Annotated in this window: 11 protein-coding genes; 6 read left to right on the top strand and 5 right to left on the bottom strand. The window is 72.4% G+C overall.

The features are described 5' to 3' along the window. Window positions 1–99: 99 nt before the first annotated feature. The 4 genes from C7S10_RS13395 to C7S10_RS13380 are packed head-to-tail and all read right to left on the bottom strand — an operon-like array spanning window position 100 to window position 7,030. Window positions 100–3,033 (bottom strand): glycosyltransferase, encoded by a 2,934-nt coding sequence (locus tag C7S10_RS13395; RefSeq protein WP_133176514.1) that lies wholly within the window; start codon window positions 3,031–3,033, stop codon window positions 100–102. A gap of 4 nt (window positions 3,034–3,037) precedes the next feature. Then, window positions 3,038–5,182 carry a glycosyltransferase gene (locus C7S10_RS13390; protein ID WP_108344930.1) on the bottom strand — a complete coding sequence of 715 codons (2,145 nt, stop codon included), beginning with the start codon at window positions 5,180–5,182 and terminating at the stop codon, window positions 3,038–3,040. Between the two features lie 7 nt (window positions 5,183–5,189). Then, a complete protein-coding gene (locus tag C7S10_RS13385; protein WP_108344929.1) occupies window positions 5,190–6,026 on the bottom strand; it encodes a hypothetical protein in 837 nt (278 codons plus the stop codon). After that, entirely contained in the window at window positions 6,023–7,030 is a 1,008-nt protein-coding gene (locus tag C7S10_RS13380; protein ID WP_165807145.1) for a glycosyltransferase family 2 protein, read from the bottom strand. The genes C7S10_RS13385 and C7S10_RS13380 overlap by 4 nt, the downstream gene beginning before the upstream one ends. A 241-nt stretch (window positions 7,031–7,271) precedes the next feature. Between C7S10_RS13380 and C7S10_RS13375 the strand changes: the two genes are divergently transcribed. From C7S10_RS13375 to C7S10_RS13350, 6 genes are all read left to right on the top strand, one after another. Beyond that, window positions 7,272–8,588, top strand: coding sequence for an ammonium transporter (locus C7S10_RS13375; RefSeq protein WP_207769371.1), 1,317 nt, complete (start codon window positions 7,272–7,274; stop codon window positions 8,586–8,588). After that, a complete protein-coding gene (locus C7S10_RS13370; RefSeq protein ID WP_108344927.1) occupies window positions 8,585–8,923 on the top strand; it encodes a P-II family nitrogen regulator in 339 nt (112 codons plus the stop codon). Before C7S10_RS13375 ends, C7S10_RS13370 begins: the two co-directional genes overlap by 4 nt. Before the next feature lie 148 nt (window positions 8,924–9,071). Then, window positions 9,072–9,410, top strand: coding sequence for a P-II family nitrogen regulator (locus C7S10_RS13365; protein WP_108344926.1), 339 nt, complete (start codon window positions 9,072–9,074; stop codon window positions 9,408–9,410). A 4-nt stretch (window positions 9,411–9,414) separates the two neighbouring features. Next, entirely contained in the window at window positions 9,415–11,670 is a 2,256-nt protein-coding gene (locus tag C7S10_RS13360; protein ID WP_108344925.1) for a [protein-PII] uridylyltransferase, read from the top strand. A gap of 92 nt (window positions 11,671–11,762) precedes the next feature. Then, the gene (ffh, locus tag C7S10_RS13355; RefSeq protein ID WP_108344924.1) at window positions 11,763–13,325 is read left to right on the top strand and encodes a signal recognition particle protein; all 1,563 of its coding nucleotides are present in this window, start codon (window positions 11,763–11,765) and stop codon (window positions 13,323–13,325) included. 49 nt (window positions 13,326–13,374) lie between these two features. Continuing rightward, window positions 13,375–13,728 carry a hypothetical protein gene (locus C7S10_RS13350; protein ID WP_108344923.1) on the top strand — a complete coding sequence of 118 codons (354 nt, stop codon included), beginning with the start codon at window positions 13,375–13,377 and terminating at the stop codon, window positions 13,726–13,728. 18 nt (window positions 13,729–13,746) lie between these two features. Here the strand turns inward: C7S10_RS13350 and C7S10_RS13345 are convergent, their stop codons facing one another. Continuing rightward, window positions 13,747–21,762: a DUF4082 domain-containing protein gene (locus tag C7S10_RS13345; protein WP_108344922.1), complete on the bottom strand. Its 8,016-nt coding sequence runs from the start codon at window positions 21,760–21,762 to the stop codon at window positions 13,747–13,749. Between the last annotated feature and the right edge of the window lie 6 nt (window positions 21,763–21,768).

Below are 21,768 nucleotides of genomic sequence, written 5' to 3'. Positions count from 1 at the left end.
ACCGATCCCCGTGAGGGTGGCGGCAGATCACAGCGTTGGCGCCGTCGGATCGGCAAGGTGCCGCCACCGCGGCGCAGTGTCACCCCGCGCGTCGGCGCCTCAGCGCTCGACGCGGCGCTCGCGGTCGCGCAGCGCGGCGACGGCGTCGGCCACCAGGCGCTCTGCGCGCTGGTCGAACGTGTGCGAGGCGATGATCCTCAGCGCCTGCTCGCGGCGGGTCGCGTCGTCGGGGAAGGCGGGGTACGGCGGAGTGATCAGCCGCGCCAGGTCGCTCTCGTCCTGGAACGGCTGGACGAGGTCGCCGAACGTCTCCGAGAGCCCGGAGACGGGGTCGGTGGCGATCCGGGCGCCGCACGCGGCGGCGTCGAAGAGCCGGTTGGACAGGAAGCTGTCGCGGCGCATGTCGACGTGGTGGTCGTTGAGCACGACGCCGGCCGAGGCGTAGAGCGCGCCGACCTCGTCGTTGGGCACCCCGGAGGACGCAACGGTCGCGGGGTCGAGGAACTCGTCCCAGTCGGCGCCGTGGACGGTCAGGTCGGCGTCCGCGGCGAGGGCGGCGCGGACGGCCTGGCGGAAGACGCCGCGGGAGTTGCCGACGAACAGCACCGCGGGCCCGGTGTCCGGCCGGCCGCGGTCGGGGTGGAAGAAGCGCGGGTCGGTGCACTGGAGCAGCGGCTCGACCGGCAGCCCCCACTCGCGCCGGACCCGGGCGGGCCAGCTCAGGCTGGCGGCGTACACGAGGTCGAAGGACTTGAGCTCGGCCATCGAGACGAGGTCGGGGTGACTGATGATCCACTGCATGTTGAGCGCGGTCGGGTGCGGCTCGACGAGGTCGAGGCCGCGCAGGACGAGCACCACGTCGTCGTGATCGCGCGAGGAGCGGTGGCGGGCGTCGCGGGAGTCGACGGAGACGTTCTGCCCGCTGCGCTCGAGCGCGGCCGCCAAGGACCGGGCGAAGTGGGTGTCGCCCCAGCGCTCGCCGCGCGGGCCGGCGGGGGCGGCGGTGTCGATCGTCCACCGCAGCCGCGGCGGCTGCTCGTCGATGCCGCGGACGTGACGGACGACCTGCTGCTGCAGCAGCACGGAGTCGGACTCGGGGTCGTCGGGGTCGGCGGAGACACGGTGGGTGCGCACGCCGGTGACCTCGAAGCCCGACGTGGACCACAGCTGGTCGGTCAGGTCGCGCGGGATCGTGTGGCGACGTGACCGGAGGGCGGCCATCGCCATCTTGAGGTCGGCCGGCTCCGCGAAGGCCGTGCGCGAGGTGACCGACAGGTCGGGCACGAGGAGCGTGTGCCCGGCACCGGCGGCCGCCGCCCGCAGGCCGAGGTCGGTCTCGGCCAGGACGTCGGCGAACGTGGTGTCGAGCCCGTGCAGCGACAGCAGGGCCTCCGCGCGGGTCGCGATCATCGGGCCGGCGGGTGCCGGGATCTCGGCGGGGCCGAGGCGACGGGCGTCGGAGGCGGGGTGGCCGGCGAACAGCAGCCCGAGGCGTCCGTCGTCGCGCGGGAACCCGGCGCCGGCGGAGATGATCAGACCGCGACGGTCGAGCACCAGCGGTTGCGCGACAGCGACGCCCGGGGCGCTCACCGCCTCGGCGAGCCGCTCGAGCACCTCGGGGGCGGGCTGGGCCTCGGGGCGGAGCAGCACGACCCGGTCGCCGGTCGTGTGGGCGATGCCGATGTTGGTCGCGGCGGAGATGCGGGTGCCGGCGGGCACCGACACGCTCGTCACCGACGGCAGCAGCCCGGCCAGCGCGGAGGTGAGCAGGTGGGGTCCGCGTCGGTCGCGCGTGGCGACGACGACGACCTCGACGTCGGGCCGGCCCGCGAGCAGCCAGTCGACGGTGCCGCGCGAGCCGTGGCCCATCGGCAGCACGACGCTCGTGCGGCCCTCCACCCGGACGGCGGCCTGGGCGGCCTCCCAGTTGACGGTCGCGGGGGCGTCGGCGCTCACGCCGCGCACGAGCACCAGCGGGTTGGCCCACGCCACGATCATCGACGTGCGGAGCCGCTCGACGAACGCCGCGACCGTCTCCTCCGAGTCGCCCTCGTCGAAGGTGCCGACCTCGTCCAGGGTGGTACGGCGCACGAGGGTCGTGCCGAGGTCGAACTGCGACGGCGTGACCAGCTCGCCCCACAGCCGCGTGTCGGGTCCGGTGAATGCGTGCACGGCCGAGCGGTCGCCGGCCCGCAGCACGCCGACGCCGCGTGCGAGGAACTCGGGATGCCAGTGGTGGCCGGGCTCGAGGAAGGCGAGGACTTCGCCGCGGGCGCGCTGGACGCCGCGGTTGAGGGTGCGGCCCAGCTGGGTGCGCGAGCCGAGGACGACCCGCACCCGCGGGTCGCGGGCGGCGGCCTCGGCGGCGATCGAGGCGGTGGCGTCGATCGAGCCGCGGTCGAGGACGAGCAGCTCCCACTGGTCCAGGGTCTGGTCCTGCAGCGCCGCGATCGTGGGGGCGAGGAGCGGACCGACGTCCTGGGCGCTCATCAGCACGGTGACGATCGGCCCGGAGGCGTCGGGGGAGTGCTGGTGGGCGCCCGGGTTGGCGTCGAGGTAGGACAGCACCTGCCACTCGCGCGCGGCCTGCAGGGCGTTGTCGCGGAACTCGCCCCACGACAGGTGCGGGTAGCCGCGCCGGACGGGCATCGGGGTCTCGCGGGTGGCGTGCGCCGACCACCAGGCCAGGGGACCGAACGCGTGGTCGCGCGCGGCGGGGTTCTCCTCGAGGATCCGCTCGGTGTTGATCAGCGGGTGGGGCGCCAGCCGGTTGCGACGCGGTCCCTCGGTGACGTACCACAAGGAGGGCGGCAGGTCGCCGGCCTGCCACACCCCCTTGCCGGGGAGCCAGGTCGCCTCGAAGAGCGGGTGCGGCGAGATGTCCGGGGTGTTGATGACGGCGCGGGCGGCCTCCTCCGCGGAGACGGGCTGGGTGCCGAGCTGGGCCCCGATCCAGTCGAGGTCGAGCAGGCCGGACGCCACCAAGTCGCGGACGGAGTGGCGGGCGGCGGTGTTCATCGGCGGGTCGATCACCCGATCACCCCGCGGCCCGGCGTGCGACGCGGTCGCGACCGCTCAGCAGCGGCTCCATGGAGGACGCGAAGTCGTCGGCCATCCGGCTCGGTGGACGCGACTGCGCCGCGCGGAACGACGAGGCGCGGGCCGCCGCGGCGAGGGCGGGGTCGTCGACCAGCTCGGTGATCGTGGAGCGCAGCGTCTCCTTCAGCGACCGGTCGTCGCGCGGGTTGAACAGGCGCACGTGCGGCTCGTCGGCGAGGTCGAGCAGCGCGCCCGTGCGCGGGCCGACGATCGGCAGCCCGAAGGTCTGGGCCAGCCAGAACACCCCGGAGTTGAGGATGCGCGAGTAGGGGAGCACGGCGAGGTCGGCCGCGCCGAACCAGACCTGGAGCTGGTCGTCGGGGACGTGGGAGAACTCTGCGATCACCCGCGACGACTGCTCGCAGCGCCGCTTCAGCCCGTCGGTCTCCTGGGTGACCGCGGGCTTGCCGGCGACGAGCAGGTGCAGGCTCGGGTCCTCCTCGGCGAGCTCGTGGAACACGTCGAGCAGCCGGCCCAGCCCCTTGTAGGGGCGGATGCCGCCGAGCGCGACCAGCACCGTGTCGGTCGGCGAGAGACCGAGCTGCTGGCGGGCGGCGTCGCGGCTGACCCAGTCGGGGTAGCGGCCGACGTAGCTCGAGTGCTCGATCACGACCACCCGTCGAGGATCGAGCCGCAGCACCTCGGAGGCCTGGCGCGCGGTGATCTCCGAGAGGGCGTGGATGACGTCGGCGCGGTCGGCGAGCAGCTGCGCGAGCTGCGTCTCGGCCCACACGTGCCGGGCCTCGTGGGGGAGCACGTTGTGCAGCGTCCAGACCAGCCGCCCGCCCGCGGTACGGAACTTGTGCAGCGCGGCGCTGAAGCGGTCGAGCTCGATCGCCGCGCGGAACGGGCCGGTGGCGTACTGCAGGATCGGCGTCGTCCAGTGGATGTTGAGCACGCCCGGCACCGACGAGATGGCGCGGGTCTCCAGGTGGTCGATGACGTCCGCGACGGCCTTCGGGTAGGCGTCGACGCTGCCGAGACCGGCGAACAGCATGCCCTGGTAGGGGTTGGCGCGGTTGTAGTCCGGGAAGTAGTGCAGCGCCCGGTGCGGCGGCTCCTCGACCTGCTCGCGCCGCGCCGCGGCCACCCGCTCCTCCAGCTCGCGGGCGCGCACGTCCCACGTGTGGTCGCGCAGCACCCGCTCGCGCAGCCCGGCGACCAGCGAGCGCACCCGCTCCGGGTCGGCGAGCAGGTCGGTGATGGTGCTCGCCAGGCCGCCGGAGGTGGTGTACGACGGCACGGCGAGCCCGCACTCGGTCGCCCCGAGGCGGGTGTTGAGCACCGGCAGCGACCCGCAGGCGATGCTCTCGAAGAAGTGGGCCGGCAAGGTCGCGTCCCCGAGGGCGGTGCTCGGCAGCTCGACGACGCTCAGCTCGGAGCGGGTCATCACCTCGGGCGCGCGCAGCCACGGGATCGGCTCCTCGAGCAGGCCCAGCAGGCTCGAGCGCATGTTGCGCAGCGGCTCGGCGTAGACGGCCAGCGGGACGCTGATGGGGAGGTCGCTGATCAGCGGCTGGATGACGCGGCCGCGCTCGACGTACACCCCGAGGCTGGCGGCCCCGCTGCGCCGGACCCCCTCGCGCGGCGCGAAGAGCTCGGTGTCGGCGGCGTTGCGGAGCACGTCGACCCGACCCGCGGGGGTGGTGCGCAGCAGGCTCTGTCCGACCTCGGAGCCGACCAGGATCTGGTGGTAGGCCATCAGGTGGTCGAGCTCGGCCCACGCGGCCACGTCGCTGTGGGCCCACGCCACCCGCCAGGCCCGCGCAGGTGCCTGCGAGGGGTCGGCGTCGGGCGTCGTCGCGATCCAGATGTCGGCCGCGCCGCCGAGGTGCCAGCGGTGACGGGGCACGAGCCGCACGCCGTAGCCGCGCTCCGCCAGGGCCAGCCCGAGCCCGGCGGCCGCGATGAGGTCGGGGGTCGCGTGGCGCAGGTCGACCGAGTGCACGAAGAAGATGACTCGCTCACCGTCGCCGGTCGCGAGCTCGCCGTCGATCAGCTGGCGGTAGGCCGCACGCCGCCGGTCGACCCCGGAGAGGTCGTCGCCGTCGTGGGCCGGGTGCCCCGGGACGTCGAGAGTCATGGGGTGCTCATGCCCCGTCCTTGCGCCGGCGGGCCCGCTCGACGACGGACGCGACGGCACGCACGGCGCGTGAGTCGCGGGCCAGGAACAGGTCCTGCTCGAGGGCGGCGACCTGGGTGTGCGAGAGGTCGCGCTCCCGGGACACCTGCGCGACCCGGGCGCGGAGCAGGACGTTCTTGTGGCGCAGCCGCTGGAGTCGTTCCTGCAGGTCGTTGATCTGGCGGTCCATCGCCAGCAGCTCGTCCTTGCCGGACTGCATCTCGCGGGCGATGGTGGCGCGCTCGCGGGCCAGCAGCTCGCGGGTGCGCTCGAGCTCGTGGGCCAGGCGGCGGACCTCGGCGGCGCTGGCCTCGTCGGCCTCGGGCGACTGGGGCCGGGCCGTGGTGAAGGAGGGGAACCGGGCCACGGTGATGTGGCGGCGCTCGTCGAGCGCCACCGCCGCGTCCGACTCGAGCACGAAGCCGGACGACGTGATCGGTCCGGTCAGGTCGCGCACGCCCGAGACCACGACCAGGGCACCCGGCACCAGCGGCCCGGTGCCGAGGGTGCGGAAGAACTGGTCGGCGTCGCGGCTGTCGTCGAGGACGTCCTCGACCACCACCACGTCCACGGGCGCGACCAGGAAGGGCTGCGCCCAGTCGTCCACCGTGTCCCGCCCGACGTCGGGTCCCCACGGCTCCTCGGGCTCGACCGGCCAGCGCAGGCACTCCACCTCGCGGTCGTGCTCCTGCGCGAGGCGCACGGGGACGGTCGAGGCGTCGAGGGCGATGTGCAGCACCCGCGGACCGCCCTGCAGGGTGCGCTCGATGACCGTCGCGACGTCGTCGCGTCCCTTGGTCGTCATCGCCTGCCCACCTCGTCTCCTGATCGGTCCACGTCGGCCGGCCACGGCACGTGTGAGACCTCATCATTGCGCCCATCACGCCCGGCCCGCGCGTCGGCGCCCGCGCGCACCACCAGCGCGTCGAACTCGTCGAGCCACGCGGGGGCCGTCGCCTCCACCTTGCGCCGCCAGTTCTTGAGCCACTTGCCCTCGAGCTGGGCCAGCGCCGCCTCGCCGTCGCCACCGAGCGCACGCTCGACGAAGAGGTAGCGGTTCCGCGTCATGTAGTAGAGGTGGTACGGCGAGGGCAGCGCCCCGCTCGAGCGCTGGTGGTGCAGCATGCGGGCCCGCTGGTCGACCATGACCCGCCAGCCGGCGCGGCGCACGTCGCGGCACCAGTGCGTCTCCTCGAAGTAGAGGAAGTAGTCCTCGGGGAGCAGCCCGACCGTCTCGAGGACCGTGCGCCGGGTCAGCAGGGACGCGCCGGTGACGTAGTCGACGTCGCGCGCGACGGGCGCGGGCACCTTCCCGGTCGGCCGCCCCTGGTGCAGGTGCCGGGTCTCGCCGGCCTTGTCCTCGTCCACGATCCCGCCGTCGAACCACACCGTCTCGGGGCTCCCCGGCGCGGCCGGGTGGACCAGGCGCGGCCCGACGACGCCGCAGTCGGGCACCTCGGCCAGCAGCTCCAGCAGGCGCGGGAGGGTCTCGGGCTCGATCCGGGTGTCGGGGTTGAGCAGCCAGACGAACTCGTTGCCGCGCTCGAGGCACTGGCGGATGCCGACGTTGGACCCGCCGGCGTAGCCGAGGTTGCCGCCGCTGGAGACCACCGCCGCACGGTCGCCGATCAGGTCGCGCAGCGCGGCCAGCGACGCGGGGGAGTCGGAGTTGTCCACGACGACGACGTCCATGTCGAGGTCGTGGGAGGCCTCGAGGGAGGCGATGCACCCCACCGTGTCCTCGGCGCTGTCGTGGTTGACGAGCACGACGCCGGTGCGCGCCGTGCGATCGGCGCTGCTTCCGGTCACGCCCGGAGTGTATCGAGGGCGCTGTCGAGCACGCCGCGGCGTGCGACCTGCGCGTCGGACCAGTTCACACGGACGTAACACGACCGGCGAATCTGTTGCCCGCCCGCAACATGAAGCGGCGAGCAGCGAAATGTCGTCGGCGCAGGGTTGTCGCCATCAGGTCGGCTCCTCGCATGACAGCGGCGTCATGCCCCCGGAGGCCCACCCCGAACGTTTCCCTGCTTGATCAACTGGAGGTTCTGTGGACGGCTACTACGCGTTCATGCTCATCGCGACGGCCTTCGTCCTGATGATGACGGTGCCCGCGCTCGCCCTGTTCTATGGCGGGATGTCGCGGTCCAAGTCCGTGCTGAACATGATGATGATGTCCTACGTCGCGGCGGCGATCGTCGGCATCCTGTACGTCGCGATCGGCTGGTCGATGGGCTTCGGCGGCGACGGCACGATCTTCGCCAACCCGTTCGAGCTGCTGTGGCTCGACGGCGTGTCGACCGGCGACTACATCTTCGTGATGTTCCAGATGACCTTCGCGATCATCACCGCGGCGCTCATCAGCGGTGCGGTCGCCGACCGGCTGAAGTTCTCCGCCTGGGTGGTCTTCGTGCCGCTGTGGGCCGTGATCGTCTACTTCCCGATGGCCCACATGGTCTTCAGCTGCACCGACGACTCGCTCATCTGCGGCCGGATCGGCGCCCAGGACTACGCGGGCGGCACGGCCGTCCACATCAACGCCGGTGTGGCGGCCCTCGTCCTCGTGGTGCTGCTCGGTAAGCGCATCGGCTGGCCGAAGGAGCAGATGCGCCCGCACAACCTGACGCTGACCATGCTCGGCGCCGGCCTGCTGTGGATGGGCTGGTACGGGTTCAACGTCGGCTCGATCGTCTTCGGTGACGACCCGGAGACCCAGTTCCCCCTCGAGACCGGCCGCACCTTCGCCACGACCACGCTGGCCACGATGGCCGCCATCATCGGCTGGCTCGTGGTGGAGCGACTGCTCCACAAGAAGGCCACCTCGCTCGGCGCCGCGTCCGGCATCGTGGCGGGACTCGTCGCCATCACGCCGGCCACCGGCGCGGTCAACCTCTCCGGTGCCGTCGCCATCGGCCTGATCGCCGGCGGCGTGTGCGCCTGGGCGGTCGGCCTGAAGTACAAGCTCGGCTACGACGACTCGCTCGACGTGGTCGGTGTGCACCTGGTGGGCGGCATCATCGGCACGATCCTGATCGGCGTCTTCTCGACGTCCGAGGGTGCCGGCGGCATCGACGGCCTGGTCTACGGCGGCGGGTTCGGCTCGCTCGGCGACCAGACGCTCGGGGCCCTGGTGGCGGTCGCCTACTCCGGCGTCCTCACCCTGGTCATCGGCCTCGCGATCAAGTACACGATCGGCCTGCGCCTCGACGAGGAGGACGAGGTCAACGGCATCGACCTCGCCGAGCACGGCGAGACGGCGTACGACCTGCACACCAGCGCCAGCGGTGGCGGCAAGAGCGTGCTGGCCGCCAGCACCGTCAGCCCCGCCCCCGTGGGCAAGCCGAGCACGGAAGGAGCGAACGCATGAAGCTCGTCACCGCGGTGATCAAGCCGCACAAGTGGGAGGACGTCCGCGAGGCCCTCGAGACCTTCGGGGTGACCGGGATGACCGTCTCCGAGGTCAGCGGCTACGGCCGGCAGAAGGGCCACACCGAGGTCTACCGCGGCGCGGAGTACGACATCGCGCTGGTCCCCAAGATCCGCATCGAGATCGTCGTCGACGACGCCGACGCGGAGGACGTGGTCGGGATCGTCGTCAAGACGGCCCAGACGGGACGCATCGGCGACGGGAAGGTCTGGGTCAGCCCGGTCGACACCGTGGTCCGCGTCCGCACCGGTGACACGGACGAGGCCGCCATCTGAGTCACCACTGAGTCACCACTGACGCGCAAGGCTCCCGCCCCGCCGGGTCCGACCCGGCGGGGCGGGAGCCTGTCCACGTCCTGTCCACGTCCTGTCCACGTCCTAGGCTCGATCCAGCCCGGACCCGACGACACGAAGAGGCCCGACCATGAAGCTCGTCACCGCCGTCATCAAGCCCCACACGTGGGAGGACGTCCGCTCCGCCCTCGAGACCGTCGGTGTCACCGGCATGACCGTCTCCGAGGTCAGCGGCTACGGCCGCCAGAAGGGCCACACCGAGGTCTACCGCGGCGCGGAGTACGACATCGCCCTGGTCCCCAAGATCCGCATCGAGATCGCGGTGGACGACGCCGACGCCGAGGAGGTCGTCGCCACCATCGTCGCCGCCGCCCAGACCGGCCGGATCGGCGACGGGAAGGTGTGGACCTCGACCATCGACTCGGTCGTGCGGGTGCGCACCGGCGAGCGCGACGAGGGTGCGATCTGAGCCGATGACGGCGATCGAGCGCACGACCAGGACCGAGGCCGCGGACGAGCTCTGCCGGGCGGCCTACGACCGGGCCGGGGGTCCGGACACGGGCGTCGCGCTGATCGCGGCCGGCGGCTACGGCCGTGGCGAGCTCGCGCCCCAGTCCGACCTCGACGTCGTCCTGGTGCACGACGACGGCCTCGACCCGGGGGCCGTGGCCGAGCAGGTCTGGTATCCGCTGTGGGACTCGGGCTCGCGCCTGGACCACTCGGTGCGCTCGATGAGCCACATGACCACCGCAGCCGGCGACGACCTCAAGGTGGCCCTCGGCCTGCTCGACATCCGGCACCTGGCCGGTGACCCCAACCTCACCCTGCGGCTGCGCGCGACGATGCTCGCGGCGTGGCGCCGCCAGGCACGCGAGCGGCTGCCCGCGCTCCGCGACCTGGTCGCCAAGCGGCACGAGGTCGTCGGCGAGCTCGCGCACGCGTCGGTGCCCGACATCAAGGAGTCGGAGGGAGGCCTGCGGGACGCGACCGTCCTGAAGGCGCTGGAGGCGACCTGGCTGGTCGACGCAAGCGGCCTCGAGCTCGAGTCGGCGCGCCAGTCGCTCCTGGACGTGCGCGACCTCCTCCACGCCGAGATCGGCCGCGCGAGCGACCGCATCGCTCCCGAGGTCTGGGCGCCGCTCGCCGATGCGCTCGGCCTCGACGACGCCGAGGCCGCGCAGAGGCACGTGCGCGAGATCGGTCGTCGCATCAGCCACCTCTCCCGGCTGACGTGGCGGCGCGTCGAGGACGTGCTGGCCCGCCCGGTCTCCGTGCGGGGCGCGCGCCGGCCCCAGCTCGAACCCATCGCGCCCGGCATCGCCCTCTCCCGGGGGGAGGTGGTGCTGGACGCCAGGGCGAGGCCCGACCTCGACCCGGTCATGCTGCTGCGGGCCGCCGCCGAGGCCGCCGAGCGCGACGTCGTGCTGGCCCCGGCGACGGCCGCACGGCTGGTGCGGGAGTGCCCTCCGCTGCCCGACCCGTGGCCCGACGAGGCCCGCGACGCCCTCGTCAGCCTCCTCGCGAGCGGTCGCGGGCTGCTCCCGGTCTGGGAGACCCTCGAGGAGACCGGCGCCGTGGCCGGGATCCTGCCGGAGTGGGACCGGATCCGAACGCTGCCCCACGCCTCGCCCATCCACCGCTTCACGGTCGACCGGCACGTCATCGAGACCTGCATCGAGGCCGCGGCGCTGATCCGCCACGTCGCACGCCCCGACGTGCTGCTGGTCGCCGCCCTGCTGCACGACATCGGCAAGGGCCAGCTCACCGAGCACTCGATCGCCGGCGAGCCGCTGGCCCGCGAGATCGCGACCCGGATGGGGTTCGACGCCGCGGCCGCCGACCTGGTCGCCCTGCTCGTGCGTCACCACCTGCTGCTGTCGGCCATGGCCACCTCGCGCGACCCGGACGACCCCGCCACCGTGGAGGCGCTCCTCGCGAAGGTCCCCGGCGCCGAGGCGCTGGCCCTGCTTCGCGCCCTGACCGAGGCCGACTCCCGGGCGGCGTCCGCCAAGGCCTGGTCGGCGTGGCGAGCGGGGCTGGTCGATCGGCTGCACCGGCACGCGCTGGCCGCCGTGGGTGGCGAGGCGTCGCCGTACGCCATGGAGTCGGGCGACCTGCCGGTGCCGGACGTCGTACGCCGCGGGGGAGTGTCCGTCGCCGTCGAGCCCGACGACGCTGGCGCGCGGGTGGTCGTGCTGGCCCCCGACCGGGTGGGGCTGCTGGCCGATGCCGCGGCCGTGCTCGCGCTGCAGCGGGTGACCGTCCGCTCGGCGCGGGCGTGGGCCCAGGAGGGCTCGGGCGCCGTCGTCGGCGCGTCGGTGTGGGAGGTCGCCGAGCCCGAGCTCGACGCGGCGGTGCTGCGCGAGCGGCTGGTCGCGATCAGCGAGGGCCGGCTCGACGCCGCCGGCAGGCTCAGCAGACCGGCCCCCACCCGCCTCGAGCCCGTCGTCGTCGTACGCGCCGACGCGTCACGCCGCTCGACCGTGCTGGAGGTGCGGATGGACGACCGGCCCGGCGTCGTGTGGCTGGTCTGCCAGGCGCTGGCCGCCCTCGAGCTGTCGGTGCGCTCGGCGCACGTCTCGACGCTGGGGCCACAGGCGGTCGACGTGTTCTACGTCCAGGAACGCGACGCCGGGGCGCTGTCGGAGACCCGGGCCGCCGAGGCCGCCCACGCGGTCCGCGACGCGCTCCTCGGCACGGTCGCCCGAGATCCCCTGCGAGGAGGATGAGCGGGCGCTGACGCTGCCCGGTTAGGCTGGGACGACGTCCCCGGCGCCGCGTGTCGCGGCCCACCGACCGCCAGACCAGAGGACCCACGCACTTGTTCGCCACACTTTCCGACCGGCTCGCCGACACCTTCAAGCACCTGCGCGGCAAGGGCAAGCTGTCCGAGGCCGACATCGACGCCACCGCGCGCGAGATCCGCATCGCGCTGCTCGAGGCCGACGTCGCGCTGCCGGTGGTCAAGGAGTTCGTCGCGGCCGTCAAGGAGCGGGCGCGCGGCGAGGAGGTCAGCGGTGCGCTGAACCCCGCCCAGCAGGTCGTCAAGATCGTCAACGAGGAGCTCGTCACGATCCTCGGCGGCGAGACCCGCCGCCTGCGCTACGCCAAGACCGGCCCGACCGTCATCATGCTGGCCGGCCTCCAGGGTGCCGGCAAGACGACGCTGGCGGCCAAGCTCGCGCTCTGGCTCAAGGACCAGGACAAGACCCCGGTCCTCGTCGCGGCCGACCTCCAGCGCCCCAACGCGGTCCAGCAGCTCCAGGTCAACGGTGAGCGCGTCGGCGTGCCCGTCTTCGCCCCGGCCCCCGGCAACGGCGTCGGCGACCCGGTCGCGGTCGCCCGCGAGGCCATCGAGCACGCGAAGCGCACCCTGCACGACGTCGTCATCATCGACACCGCCGGCCGCCTCGGCGTCGACGCCGAGCTGATGAAGCAGGCGGCCGACATCCGCGACGCCGTGCAGCCCGACGAGGTGCTGTTCGTCGTCGACGCGATGATCGGCCAGGACGCGGTCACGACCGCGCAGCTGTTCCTCGACGGCGTGGGCTACGACGGCGTGGTGCTGACCAAGCTCGACGGCGACGCCCGCGGTGGTGCCGCGCTGTCGATCGCCTCGATCACCGGCAAGCCGGTCATGTTCGCCTCGGCCGGCGAGAAGATGACCGACTTCGACCTCTTCCACCCCGACCGGATGGCCTCGCGCATCCTCGACATGGGCGACATGCTGACCCTGATCGAGCAGGCCGAGAAGAGCTTCGACGAGGCCGAGTCGCGCAAGGCCGCCGAGAAGCTGCTCGAGACCGGCGACTTCACCCTCGACGACTTCCTCAAGCAGATGCAGCAGATCCGCAAGCTGGGGTCGATGTCGAAGATCATGGGGATGCTGCCCGGGATGGGGCAGTTCCGAGACCAGCTGGAGAACTTCGACGAGCGCGAGATCGACCGCATCCAGGCGATCATCCAGTCGATGACGCCCGCCGAGCGTGACAACCCCAAGATCATCGACGGCTCGCGCCGCGCCCGGATCGCCAAGGGCTCGGGTCGCCAGGTCTCCGACGTCAACCAGCTCGTCGACCGCTTCTTCGAGGCGAAGAAGATGATGAAGTCGATGATGGGCGGGGGCGGGGTGCCCGGGATGCCGGCCATCCCCGGCATGCCCGGTGGTGTCGGCCCCGGCAAGCGCCAGGCCAAGCAGCAGCCGAAGAAGAAGGGCCGCCGGGCCTCCGGCAACCCCGCGAAGGCCGCGCAGGACGCCGCCGCGGCGAAGGCGGCGGCCGCGCAGAAGAGCGCCAACCCCTTCGGCACCGGCGAGGACGTCGACTACGAGAAGGCCGCGGCCGCCCTCGACCTGCCGAAGGACTTCTCGAAGTTCCTCAAATGACGGGAAGCCCTGACGTCATGGGCTTCGCCGGTTCGAACCGGCGGTCCTCATGACGTCCGTCCTGGTCGTCGACGGCGCCAACGTCGTCGGGTCCGTCCCGGACGGCTGGTGGAATGACCGCGCGGGCGCGGCCCGACGCCTCCACGAGCGCCTGCTCATCGGCGACGTCGGCTACGACCGGATCGTGCTCGTGCTGGAGGGAGCGGCCAAGGGCGGCGTGCGGGCCGGTCGTGACGCCCACGTCCTGACCGTGCACGCGCCCAAGGACGGCGACTCGGAGGTCCGCCGGCAGGCCACCGCCGCCTCGGGGCGGGTCGCGGTGGTGACCGCCGATCGTGCGCTGGCGGCCAACGTCTCCCCGGTCGTCGTGCTCAGCCCGTCGTGGCTGCTCGACCAGATCTGAGCGTCTCCACCACCTGGATCAGTGGAGCTCGCTCTCCTCGTGGTGCGTGCCGGTGTTGGTGAACCCGATGCCGGTGATGTCCGGGACCGCGGTGCCGGAGGCCGTCAGCCTCAGGCGCCACTGCAGGAAGCGTCCCGACCGCTTGAGCGGGTCGCCGTTCGTTCGCGGGCTGGTCCACGCCGACCACGACGCGCCCGCCTTCGACGTGGCCCCGGTGCGGACCTGGAGGGTGGCGCTGGTGCCGGCCGGGACCGTCCCGTGCAGCACGGCCCGCAGCCAGTCGACCTTCTGCCCGGAGTCGACGACCCCCGAGGTGTAGGTCGCGGAGCCGCGTCCCGCGAGCGTCAAGGACCCGAAGCCGGAGTCGTCGAGCACGAGCCCCGACGTCCAGGTGCCGGTGCGGAACGCCTCGAGCGTCTGGACGCCCACGCCGTGGCGAGCGGTCCGCAGGCGGCGTACGGCGCCGTGCGCGGTGTTGCCCGTCTCGTCGGCCGAGGACACCCGGAACCCGTAGGCGCGGCGGGCGTCGAGTCCGGTGAGCACGACCGCGTGGTCGCGGGTCAGCCGGTCGTCGAGCCGGATCGAGCCGAGGCGGGTGCCCCGTCCGAAGCGGACCGTCGAGGTGGCGGGCTCGTCGGTGCTCCACGTGACCCGGGCGGTGCCGTCGGGCAGCGCCGCCACCCGGACCCCACTGATCCGCGGAGCCGCCCTGTCGAGGCTGCGGGTCGTGAAGCTGGCCGGACGCTGGTCCAGCGCCGGCCAGGTCACCACGGTGCCGTCGGCCGACGTCGAGCGCACGCGGAAGACGTAGCGGCGGCCGGGCTGCAGCGAGTCGAGCGTGATGGCGTGGTCGCCGGTGCGCCCGCCGACCCGGTCGACGGTCTTCATCGATCCCGCGTCGGTGCCGAGCAGGACCGCGCTGGTGGCGGGCTCGTCCGTCTGCCAGGTGAGCTTCGCCGAGTCGGCCGTGATCGCGGAGGCCTGCGCCTCGGCGATGGTGGGCGTGCCGCCCACGACGTACGTCGCGGTGTGGGCGCCGGAGGCCGCGGCGAACATGGCGTACTGCTGGCCCTTGACCGTCATCAGCGTGATCGGCACGGCGGTGCCGCCCCGGGTGATCGTCGTCAGGGTGCGACCACCGGGACCGGAGGTCGGCAGCATCGAGGTCAGCTGGTTGGCACCGGCCCCGACGTTGACGGTGAAGGACATCGTGTTGCCGCTGTAGGAGATGTTGGAGAAGGACGAGGCGTTGCGTCCGTCCAGCCAGGTGAGCATCTGCTTCGAGCTGACCACCGGGACGCCCCGCGACTGTGCCGACGCGAGGACCTGGGTGTCCTCGAAGGTCGTCTGGTTGTCGGTGTGCAGGTTGGCCGTGAACGCCCCGTAGTAGCCCTGCGACCCGAGCGCCCGGTCGAGCAGCGTGTCGGGGGTGAACGGGTAGCTCTGGCCCGACTCGTCGGTCATCATCGTGGACGACTGGAAGACGTCGATCATCGAGCCGTCGGTGTCGGTGAACCGCATCGGGAAGCCGGACCCGGTCATGAAGCCGGGGCGGTTGGCGATCCACGATCCGGGCCAGTAGTAGTAGTTGGTGTCGAAGCGGATGCCGGCCGCCAGCTCGGCCTTGGGCTGGGAGGCCCAGTCGCTCCACGCCATGCAGTGGAACCGGCCGGTGGTGGGCGCGGGGATGCTGTCGTAGCGGTCGCTCCACTCGGCGATCTTGGTGTTGTAGACCGACTGCAGGTTGGCGAGCGAGGTGAAGTTGGTGCAGCCGTTCTCGGGGTGCACGGCGATCTCGAAGCCGTCGGCGGTGAACGCGGCCGCCTCGTTGTTGATCAGCGGCGAGTTCGGGTAGATGTAGGAGGTGAAGCGCGGGCACTCCCACTTCGCCACCGAGCACCCGGGCGCGCCGGCGGCGGTGTAGGTGCTCAGGCGCCCGGCCGTTCCGCCCGTGCCGTGGTCGTCACCGGTCGCGACCACGACCGCCTTGTGGGTGGCCGGGAGGTACCAGAACCGGGGGAGCGGCATCTTGTCGCGTGTCATCACGGTGAGCAGGTTGGCCAGCAATCGCTGCTGCTCGTCTGCCTGCGGGATGGACACCTTGGTGAGGTCGACCCAGTCGGTGCCGCCGGCTCCGAAGAACATGTCGTTGGACCGGATCGGCGCCGTGCCGTCGCGCTCGGTGCCCGCCCACGCCGGGTTGCCCTGGCGCGTCTGGATGATCGACTGCGCCAGGTCGTAGGTGAACGACGCGACCTGCCCGCCGCTGCTGCCCACCGTGCGCAGCGAGACGGCCGGCTGGCCCGTCCCCGCCGAGGCGGTGGTGAACAGCTCGGCGACCGAGGTGGCGCCGCCGGTGAGCGAGTAGCGCTGGGCCGCCCCGTGGAACTGCATGGTGTCGGAGGTGATGCCGGCTCCGGCCTCGGTGCTGGTGGCGACCTTGAGGTAGCCGTTGCTGACGGTGCCGGTCTGCGTCACGAGCCCGGCCAGCGAGTTGAGCCGGCTGTCGGGCCGCATCAGGACCAGGTTGCCGCCCGCGTTGACCCAGCTGGTCAGCGCTGTCACCTGGGTGTCGGTGATCGCGACGTTGCCGAGGACGACGGCGGAGTACGGCGCCAGGGTGGTCGCGCTGAGGTCGGTGTTCTTGAGGTTGGCGTACTCGTTGAGGCCCTCGGCACGGGCGATCTCGAGGAGGTACGTCGAGGACTTGTTGGCGTCGCTCGTCACCAGCGCGATCGGTCCACCGGGCCCGGACGTGGGCGGCGGGGGCGGGGCGGCCGCGGTCTCGAACGACCACGTCACCGGGGCCATCACGTTGCCCGACGGGTCGCGGGCGCCGCTGAGCGTCACGGTGAAGGGCGTCGAGTAGGCGAGCTGGAGGCTCGGGGTCAGCGTCGCGGTCAGGCTGGTCGAGTCGTAGGACGTCGTCGAGGCCACGACCGCGGAGGTGGCGCTGTTGCGCAGCACCATCGAGATCGAGCCGGCGACCACGCCCTCGCTGAACGTCGCGGACGGGCGCACGGTGGCGGACACGCCGCTCGTGCCGGCCGCGGGGACCCGGGTCGTGACGGTGGGCGGCAGGCCGTCGTCGGACGTCTCCGAGAAGACGACGTCGACCCAGTAGTTCTCACCCTGGTACGTGTTGTCGGGGAACGTGCTGGCGCTGCCGGTGTAGCGGTAGACGCCGTTGCCGCCCTCGCTGTGGGCCAGCGCGGTCAACGGTCCGCGGGTCACGGCCCCGGGTGCGAAGTAGGCCGAGCTGACGACGTACCGCGACGGAGTGAAGTAGGACGCGACGTACGTCGTCCCGGCGGTCACCGCGATGGGCGAGGCGAACGTCGCCTGCTGCCAGCCGCTGGCGGTCTCGTTGGTGAACGTCACCTGGCCGAGCCGGGTGCCGGTCGAGGTCCACAGCGACCCGACGTGGGTGCCGGTGGTGACGGCGGGCTTGTAGTAGCGGATGCCCGTGATGTAGCCGTTCGTGGCCGCGCGGAACTTCACCCCGAGCTCGACCGAGCTGGTGTCGGCATCGGTGCGCTCGGGCGTGGCCGTCGACGGGAAGATCGTGCAGGGGCAGCTGTACGTGGAGCTCGAGGTCGTGAAGGTCCACGAGAACGGGTTCATCGTGTTGCCCGAGACGTCCTTCGCCCCGCTGATCGTGGCCGTGTAGGTGGTGCCGCTGGCCAGCGCCGCGTTGGGGGTCAGGGTGACCGTCCTCGTCCCGGCGTTGTAGGCCGTCGTGCCCGCGACCAGCGCGTTGGCCGGGTTGCGGAGCTCGACGGTGATGGTGGACTGCTGCACGGCCTCGCTGAACACCCCGGACACGTCGGTGCCGGGCAGCACGCTGGGCGCGCCCGCGGCGGGGTTGGTGCTGGTGACCGTCGGCTTGGTGGTGTCGGGTGCCTCGGTGGTGAAGGTCCACGAGATCGCGTTCATCACGTTGCCCGCCGGGTCACGGGCCCCGCTGAGGTTGACCGTGTAGGTCGTGCTGGCGGCCAGGGCCGCGTCGGGCGTCAGGGTGGCGGTCCTGGAGCCGGCGTTGTAGGCCGTGGTCGACGGCACGAGGGTGCCGCCGGAGGTGCGGAGCTCGAAGGCGATGCTGGCGGGGTCGACCGCCTCGTCGAACACCGCGGTCGGCGTCGCGCCGAGGACGACGTTGGTGGCGCCGGGCGCGGGCGTGCGGGTGGTCACGGTCGGCTTGGTGGTGTCGTTGTCGGCGAAGACGACGTCGACCCAGTAGTTCTCGGAGTTGAACGACTGGTTGGGGAACACCCCGGCGGTGCTGGAGTAGCGGTAGAGGCCGTTGCCGCCGTCGGTGCCGTTGGCCAGGGCCGTCAACGGTCCCCGGGTGGTGGCGGAGGTGAAGTAGGCCGAGGTGACGGCGTAGCGGGTGGGGGTGAAGTAGGACGCGACGTACGTCGTGCCGGCCGTCACCGCCACCGGCGTGGTGAAGGTGGCCTCCTGCCAGCCGCTCGCCGACTCGTTGGTGAAGTTCACGGTGGCCAGGCGAGTGCCGGTGCTGCTCCACAGGCTGCCGACGTGGGTGCCGCTCGTCTCGACGGGCTTGTAGTAGCGGATGCCGGTCACGAACCCGTTGGTCGCGGCGCGGAACTTCACGCCGAGCTCGACGGAGTCGGTGTCGGAGTCGGTGCGGGCCGGCGTCGCGGTCGGCGCCCAGATCGAGCACGGGCAGCCGTAGGAGCTCGCGAGCGTGGTGAAGGTCCAGGTGAGCGGGTCCATCGTGTTGCCGGACGGGTCCTTCGCGCCGGTGAGGTTGACCGTGTAGGTCGTGCTGGGGTTCAACGAACCGGTCGGGGTGAGCGTGGCGACCCGCGTGGTCGCGTTGTAGGCGGTCGTCGACGGGACGACCGCCCCGCCGGGCGTGCGCAGCTCGAACGCGATCGTCGACTGCTGGACGGCCTCGCTGAACGTGGCCGTCACCTCGGTGGCGACCGGGACCCCGGTCGCGGCCGGCGCAGGAGTGCGGGCGGTGACGGTCGGCTTGGTGGTGTCGGGCGTCTCGGTGGTGAACGTCCAGGTGACGGGGTCCATCAGGTTGTTCGACGGGTCACGCGCGCCGGTGAGGTTCACGGTGTAGGTCGTCGTGCCGGCCAGCGCCGCGTTCGGCGTCAGCGTCGCGACCCGGGTGCTCGCGTTGTAAGCCGTGGTCGAGGGCACCACCGCGCCGCCGGGCGTGCGCAGCTCGAACGCGATCGTGGACTGCTGCACCGCCTCGCTGAACGTCGCGGTGGGCGCGACCCCGACCGAGACGCCGGTGGCGCCCACGGCGGGCGTGCGTGCGGTGACGGTCGGCTTGGTGGTGTCGGCCGTCCCGGTCGTGAACGTCCACGTGACCGGGTCCATCGTGTTGCCGGCGGTGTCCTTGGCGCCGCTCACGCGGGCGGTGTAGGTCGTCGAGGCGGCCAGCGCCGCCGACGGGTTGAGCGTCGCCGTGCGGCTCGCGGCGTCGTACGACGTGGTCGCGGGCACCACGGCGCCGCCCGGCGTCGTGAGCTGGAACGCGACGGTGGCCTGCTGGACGGTCTCGCTGAACGTCGCCGTCGGGGCGACGCCCACCGCGACGCCGGTCGCGCCCACAGCGGGCGTGCGGGCGCTCACGGTCGGCTTGGTGGTGTCGGTGTCGGAGAAGACGACGTCCACCCAGTAGTTCTCGGAGTTGAACGACAGGTTGGGGAAGGCGCCGGCAGTGCTGGTGTAGCGGTAGAGGCCGTTGCCGCCGTCGGTGCCGTTGGCGAGCGCGGTCAGGGGGCCGCGCGTCGTGGCCGACGTGAAGTAGGCCGACGACACGGCATACCTCGACGGGGTGAAGTAGGACGCGACGTAGGTCGTGCCCGCCGTGACGGCGACCGGTGTCGGGAACGTCGCCTGCTGCCAGCCGCTGGCGCTCTCGTTGGTGAACGTGACGTTCGCGAGCCGGGTGCCGGTGCTGGACCAGAGGCTGCCGACGTGGGTGCCGCTCGTCTCGACGGGCTTGTAGTAGCGGATGCCGGTGACGAGGCCGTTGGTGCTGGCGCGGAACTTCACGCCCAGCTCGACCGCGTCGGTGTCGGAGTCGGTGCGCTGCGGGGTCGCGGTGCCGGGCCAGATGGAGCAGGGGCAGGCGGTCGGCGGGGCACCGACGGTGATGGTGGTGCCGGCCCCGGGGACCTGCGTGCGGGCGCTGTCGTCGGTCGCGCGGGTCCTGATCGTCAGCGAGCCGTTGGTGGACGGCGTGAACGTGTAGGTCCACGACTCGCGGCCGGTGGCGCGGTGCCACGTCGTGCCGTTGTCCGTGGACACCTCGACGCCGCCGACGCGGCCGCCGCCGGTGTCGGCCGCGGTGCCGGTGACCGTCAGCGGCGTGCCCACCTCGACGGTCGCGCCCGCGGCCGGCGAGGTGATGGTCGAGGTCGGCGCCACGGTGTCGGTGGAGGCGGCCGCCGCCACCAGGCCGGGCCGCATGGTGGTGGGCTGCGCCCCCATGTCGGCGAGGAGGTTGACGGTCGCCTGCTGCGCGGCGACGTCCGCGGGCGCGCTGCCGCGGTCGTGCCTGCTGTCGAGGCCCCACGACCACTGGATCGTGCCGGCGCCGAAGACCAGCGCACCGCTCGGCGCTCGATACATCGTCATCGCGTGCGTGCCGGGGCCTTGGGAGTAGTCGGTGCCCTGGTCGGTGATGCGCTGCCCGCTGCCGTCGGTCTCGGAGACACGGAACGCGCCCGCGGGCCTGGACCCGTTGTCGAGGTCCTCGTCCCACTCGTAGCCGATGGTGTTGGTGCCGACCGTCGTGGTCTGGTTGCCGGTGAGGTTGGCGACCCGGGTGTTGCGCCAGAAGCGCATCTTGCCGTCGGAGGCGCCGACCTGCATGTCGATGGCGCAGCAGTTCATCGTGAAGATCGTGCCGGTGAGGGCGTTCTCGGGCCGGCCGCCGTCACCGGGCGGACTGAACCGCGGGTCGCGCCAGGTGCCCGTCCAGGTCGACGCCCCGGCGGGGTCGATCTTGGCGTTGGCGTGCGTCTCCTTGTAGCTGACCAGTGTGCGGTGCGGGGTCCCCGACCCGTCGATGCTGTTCTCCCAGCGGGTCTTCCAGAACACCTCGTTGCCGCTGAAGAACGCCAGGTTGACCCCGGCCGCCCGCGCGAGCTCGACGTTGGTGCGCTGGGTGCCCGACCAGTACTCGTCGTGGCCGACGGAGAGGAAGGTCTTGTGCTCGGTGAGCTCGTTGCCGCGCCGGTCCGTGTCGACGCCGGTGGTGTACGACACGTCGTACCCGTTGGACTCCAGGAACCGCACCATCGGGTACTCCGCGTTGAACACCCAGTCCTCGGGCGCGTTGGCGCGGGTCGTGAACGGACGGTTGTAGCTCACCTTGTAGGCGCGGCCGGCGGGGGAGCCGGTGTAGAGGCTGTTGCCTCCGTAGGTGTTGTAGGCCTGCCAGGTCGTGTCGGAGGTCTGGAAGAGCAGGTTGGAGCGGCCGTCGTCGTCGCGGACGACGAACATGATGTGGCTCTCGCCGGCGGTGCCGTCGGTGCGGACTGCGTGCGCGAAGTAGATGCCGGACACCGCGTCGGCCGGCACCTGCCAGGACGCGTTCTGGGTCCAGTTGCCGCAGTCCACCAGACCGGTCGCGGCGGCGGTGATGCAGTTGGGCTGGTTGTTGAGCACGGTCGGCAGGACGGTGGTGACGAAGCGTGCGCCGTCGCCGTTGTAGAAGCCCATGCGGTAGATGTCGAGGCGGTACGACGTCGCGTTGGTGTCGACCTTGAAGCCGACCGTCCCGCCCTGGTCGACGCTGATGTCGGTCGCGAAGCCCTGGATGTTGGCGTCGCCGGCGCCGTTGATGCCCCAGACCGTCTCGGGCGTGCCGACCTTGGTGTTCTCGCACGCCACCGGGCTCACGACGGGCGCGTCGCACGGGGCCGCGACGGCGGGCGCCGCGGTCGTCCAGGTGGCGAGGCCGGTGAACACCAGCGTCAGCAGGAGCAGCAGGATGCGTGCGCGTCCCGGTCGCCGATGGGCATGGAAGTCGTGCATCACTGG

The organism is Nocardioides currus (assembly GCF_003057875.1).
GTDB lineage: Bacteria > Actinomycetota > Actinomycetes > Propionibacteriales > Nocardioidaceae > Nocardioides > Nocardioides currus.
Note: the sequence above shows the minus strand (reverse complement) of the source record. Positions and strands in the feature narration are given on the sequence as shown.